Annotated in this window: 5 protein-coding genes and 2 pseudogenes; 4 read left to right on the top strand and 3 right to left on the bottom strand. The window is 39.5% G+C overall.

Translation table 11 applies throughout. From position 1 onward, the window contains the following. Positions 1 to 265: 265 nt before the first annotated feature. Positions 266 to 1051 carry a DUF6065 family protein gene (locus tag AB2J24_RS19760; RefSeq protein WP_367386797.1) on the bottom strand — a complete coding sequence of 262 codons (786 nt, stop codon included), beginning with the start codon at positions 1049 to 1051 and terminating at the stop codon, positions 266 to 268. Between the two features lie 592 nt (positions 1052 to 1643). Here AB2J24_RS19760 and AB2J24_RS19755 point away from each other — a divergent pair. From AB2J24_RS19755 to AB2J24_RS19745, 3 genes are all read left to right on the top strand, one after another. Then, positions 1644 to 2363 (top strand): helix-turn-helix transcriptional regulator, encoded by a 720-nt coding sequence (locus AB2J24_RS19755; protein ID WP_367386796.1) that lies wholly within the window; start codon positions 1644 to 1646, stop codon positions 2361 to 2363. Positions 2364 to 2447: 84 nt separating this feature from the next. Continuing rightward, positions 2448 to 3092, top strand: coding sequence for an acyl-homoserine-lactone synthase (locus tag AB2J24_RS19750; RefSeq protein ID WP_367386795.1), 645 nt, complete (start codon positions 2448 to 2450; stop codon positions 3090 to 3092). 232 nt (positions 3093 to 3324) lie between these two features. After that, a complete protein-coding gene (locus tag AB2J24_RS19745) occupies positions 3325 to 3528 on the top strand; it encodes a hypothetical protein (RefSeq protein WP_367386794.1) in 204 nt (67 codons plus the stop codon). A 2-nt stretch (positions 3529 to 3530) separates the two neighbouring features. On the opposite strand, the gene AB2J24_RS19740 is transcribed toward AB2J24_RS19745, so the two are convergent. Continuing rightward, entirely contained in the window at positions 3531 to 3944 is a 414-nt protein-coding gene (locus AB2J24_RS19740; RefSeq protein ID WP_367386793.1) for a helix-turn-helix domain-containing protein, read from the bottom strand. Positions 3945 to 4244: 300 nt separating this feature from the next. Here AB2J24_RS19740 and AB2J24_RS19735 point away from each other — a divergent pair. Next, a pseudogene (locus tag AB2J24_RS19735) lies at positions 4245 to 4358 on the top strand (hypothetical protein); the annotation flags it as partial. A 2-nt stretch (positions 4359 to 4360) separates the two neighbouring features. On the opposite strand, the pseudogene AB2J24_RS19730 reads toward AB2J24_RS19735, so the two are convergent. Continuing rightward, a pseudogene (locus AB2J24_RS19730) lies at positions 4361 to 4578 on the bottom strand (transposase); the annotation flags it as partial. Positions 4579 to 4707: the final 129 nt, after the last annotated feature.

Genomic DNA, 4707 nt, shown 5'->3' with positions numbered 1-4707 from the left:
GCGCAGCTACATTAAGAGCTCCACTCAAACGCAAAGCCATCGGAATGTTGTAAGTTGAACTTACACCATCAATCTGGCCAAGAAGCCATAAACGACGTTGGGCATAAGAAAGTGGTAGATGGTCTGGTTTTACGTCTCTCATATCTAGCTCATTCCTTATATAAAGGTGAATTGAAAAGAGAAGTGGTAATTAGCCAGATATGAAGTCTAAAGCAGTTGTTCTATATCTGTAGGAATGCAAAAATTACTCCTTCATTTTCTTGCATTATCTATCCTTACTTCTTTCCTCCACAGTTTTTCTAGAAGCTATCGAATCCACTATAATAGGGTCAGGAACTCGCAGTTTGGTCTTATGATATGGCGATGAAGACGTTCCAAGCATGGTTTTTCCGTTCACATAGTTGCGCTGCCAACCCTTCTTCAAAGCTTCTTGATCATGCTGAAATAACTTATCATTAAAGTCCTTTCGAGATTTCTTCCAAGCCTGAAATTCTCCATGAAGTTCTGGATTGCTTTTGATTGAGTGAATTTTCGGCACCAAATACTCAAGATCAAGTTGAGGCACAGGTGTAATAAAACAATATGGTTCACCTTTAAGAAATTCGACAGTACCTGGTCTCGTGAAAAGCCAATTCATGGCAAATGGAAATGGTAGCCAGTCACTCTCAATCAAGCCCTCAAGCGCAGTCACCCCATCTTTAGGCCAATTCGGCGCTCCACGTACTGATACAGTCCAACCAAGGCTGGTTTGAAATAGGTAACCAGTCAAAAAGGTTAAAACCCCTCCTCCAAAGTGGGAAGTGGCCAAATATTTGAAATAGTTTGAATCATCGAGCGCCTCAATTTGAATATCTTCTCTCTTAGGTCCACCATTCCAGTGAACCCTAAATGAACGAGGCAACAGGATTTCCCACCCACTTGAGTTTGCAATTATCATAGGTGTGCAGCGATATGCCGAACGGTTCTCTGATTTATCCATCCAACCACGCTTAAATCCTGCTGGTACAATTTCAGGAACGCGGTCCTCTAACTGATAACAATTAAATTCCATTACTTGCTTCCTTTGATATCAATATGATCAGCGTATATAATGAAAGTATTTCACATGCTTTCAGATAACAGACTAATCTGTAATAAGGCCCTGCCCTACTGAAAGACATCCTCTCCAGAACATTCAAACAATTGGAAAGCACAAAATATTCTCCATCGCTAAGCTTGCCATAAGCAACCTATACGATTTTAAAACAGAAATTTCAATCAAAAGATGAAATTATTTTTCAAAATTTAGAGAGGATTTTGTAAAATCTTATCGTTCAGCAACTTTACTTACACCTAACCATATCAACTCCCGACGGAACTATTGTTGTGGTGCATAGATTGCAAATGCCCTCACAACATAATTGGGACAAATCATAAATTTTGCCGCGAGATCTATTTACTCTTGTGAAAAAATGCCTGCGTTTACTAATCCGATTAACTCCAATACCTAGGCTTAGAGACCTAATTCAACCCTCTATTCCTAGATACCTTAATTCTAATAGATGACTTGAGTAGTAAAGGTGATATATTCTCGTTTAAGTATTTATCAAACCGCAAGTCCAAGCGATTTTTATGGCAGTAAAAGCCAGAAAGGTTGACTATCGATGAAGCTACCTGACATCTACAACATATTGCAAAAATATGATGCTTGCAAAACTCTGGACCAAGTATCGCACCTGACAGTGGACAGCATTTCAAGTTTTGGCGCTAGCTACTATTTTGCAGGCGAAATGCCACCCGAAAATTTGGATAGTCACAATAACCGTGCCTATGTTATTGGGGGCCACTGGGTCGATAGATGGACAGAACGTTACTTTTTACAAGATTATATTCGTAGAGATCCAGCCATAAAACATGTTCGTACACAAGATACGCCATTTATTTGGAGTCACCTCCAACATAACGACTTAGATGGGCAACGAATAATGTATGAAGCCAGCTGTGTTGGATTGCATAACGGAATTACCATCGCACAACAGGGTTTGAACAATAAACGTATAGGAATCAGTTTTGCCGGTGAAAAATTGGATATGGATAATCCCTTTTTGTCAACAGGCTTAACTGTAATCGCGGCGTATGCCGTTGATGCACATTTACGAATTGGACAACGTAACGAAATCCTGAAGGATGTAACGTTAACTCCGCGAGAACACGAAGTGTTAAAATGGATAGCAGACGGTGTTACAAGCATTGAGACAGGCGAAATAATTGGGATTTCTACGCCAACTGTAGAGAAACATTTTCGCACAGCTTTAACAAAGCTGGGTGCTAACAATCGTACCCATGCAATAGCTATAGCGATAAGGCTAGGTCTTTTAAATTAGTAAATCAAGGGTAGCAAATCTGATACTAACCAGCCATTTTTTCTTATCATACATTCCCATAAGTCAAACAAGAAAGGGAATAAGATGATTAAATTAATTCAAGGAAATGAAGTCAAAAACCATCAAGATATTATGGAGCAAGTTTGGCGCTTACGTCACGATGTGTTTGTTGAAGAAAAAAAGTGGGGAGACCTCCAAAAACCGGATAAACGTGAAATAGATCAATACGATAATGACGATGTTTTGCATATGCTTGCATTCGACGGCGATCAAGTTGTTGGTTATCAAAGAATGCTGCCAACTACGAAACCATATTTACTATCAGATGTGTACCCCCAACTTTGCGAAGGAGATCTACCCCGTGCACCTGAAATTTGGGAGTGGACTCGCTATGCTGTTATAAAAGAACATAGAGCACGCGGAAGAATGTTAAGCTCAACCGCAAATAAACTTCTCTCAGCAATTGTTGAATGGGGACTTGAAACGGGTGTTTCGACAATTATTATTGAAATGAATCCGCTGTGGCTGTTGCGATTAGTACAACTGCATTTCCGCGTCATTCCACTTGGTATTACCCATGTTTTAGCTGATGAGGAAGTTCTAGCGGTTCAAGCGCACTTCGATGAACGCACCCTCATAAAATTGCAAGAGATCCGTGGTGATAAGGAGAGCGTTTTGGATGCAAAAGCCTATAGACTGACAAAACATGCACGATCGTGTCTTGAGTGATTGCACTATAGATAGATAAAATATTTTATCATATTTATATCGAATTAATTCGATATAAATCCTAAAAAGTAGCAATTCTGCTACTTCACACAGAACTATTACAGAGACTAGTCTCCATCTGTTAGGTGATCTTGTAGCATGAAACTATAAAATATTGCATGAAATTTCCTAATAGTTTGCACGCTACTTTATCACGATCATTTTAATATAAATTCGATTAGGGAGAAAACAAATGCAAACAATAAATCAAATTGAAAACCTTAATGGAGGACTAGAGAAACTACTTGAATTATCACTTGAGGAAGCAAACGTTTCCGGCGATGAAATGCTTGTGCATCTGATTGGCAAGGCCGCTCTTCATCATCGAAAAGCCTTGGTGCAAAATGAAATAAAAAAACTAAATTCTGTTCAGCAAAACGCCGCGATAACACACTAAATTTAGTTTTCCTCAATTTCAGCTAACGCTCTGATTAAGGCCAGAGCTTTAGCTCTGACATGCACGTTTGTTATTTGGAGAAATGCTCGGTTGAGCTTAATACCATCACTTGTTGTAGTAAACTCAAGATATTCTTTTAATGTTTTATCAAAAGTAGTTGTCGCAGCGGTTTCAAGGCCGTTTTCTTCTGGAACTCCGTCAAAAAAGAAATCGACTGTTACGTCCAATATCTTCGATATATTTTGAAGTCTACTGGCACTAACGCGATTTGTACCCTTTTCATATTTTTGAACTTGCTGAAATGTAACCCCGAGTGCATCACCGAGCTTCTCTTGACTCAAATTTAACATATTTCTGCGTAGCCTAATACGGGCACCAACAAAGACATCAATAGGATTTGGTTTTTTTATTTTCACAGCACTTCTACTTCTTCGATCATAAACCTTCTTTTTTATGCAGAAGATTTCAATTTAAAGCAATAGAGAAGCATAGTTCAAATTTTTGTTTTATAACGTAATACCAATAAACAGTTTGGTTGAGGGAATGATGGGCTATACCAACCTTCTATATATTCCCTGTTCCACGCCCTTCGAGTTATACCTACTAAACGAGTCGTCGGTGAGCTCAGAAAGAAATCAAATAAAGCACCCGAAGAATATGTAGCCTTCTGGAATAACTTCGGTGCCGTGTTGAAATAAAGGCTTGTTGAAGATGTTGATCTACGAGATAAGCTGCTTGAAATTCTTCGCTTTAAATCTACCAAAGTTGGTGAACTAACCGGTCTTTCTAATTATATTAGTCGCATTAGAGAAGGTCAGAATTCATGGTGAGTTCAATGTGTCGATGCAACACACTGATTGAACTTTTCAGCTGGCGTTTGATATTGCAAGGTCTTTCTTGGTCGTTCATTGAGTTGTCTTGCGACGGCACTCAACTTTGCTTGGCTATGTACCGACAAATTCATGCCCTTTGGAAAGTACGGCGCAGCAATCGATTGGTATTTTCGTTCGAACCGCGTTGCCAAGGCGAATGCGGTCCACATAAGAAGACATGGTATTGCCAAGTTGTTTGCACCAGATTGTAAAGGATTGTGGATGGCTAGATCAAGCCTTCATTTCTGTGGTGTAGTCGGCCCAGAGACTAAACGCATCAGAACGGGCGTGGCGGTAAGAGGCTGCA

This window comes from Lentilitoribacter sp. EG35 (assembly GCF_040784015.1).
Taxonomy (GTDB): Bacteria; Pseudomonadota; Alphaproteobacteria; order Rhizobiales; family Rhizobiaceae; genus Lentilitoribacter.
Note: the sequence above shows the minus strand (reverse complement) of the source record. Positions and strands in the feature narration are given on the sequence as shown.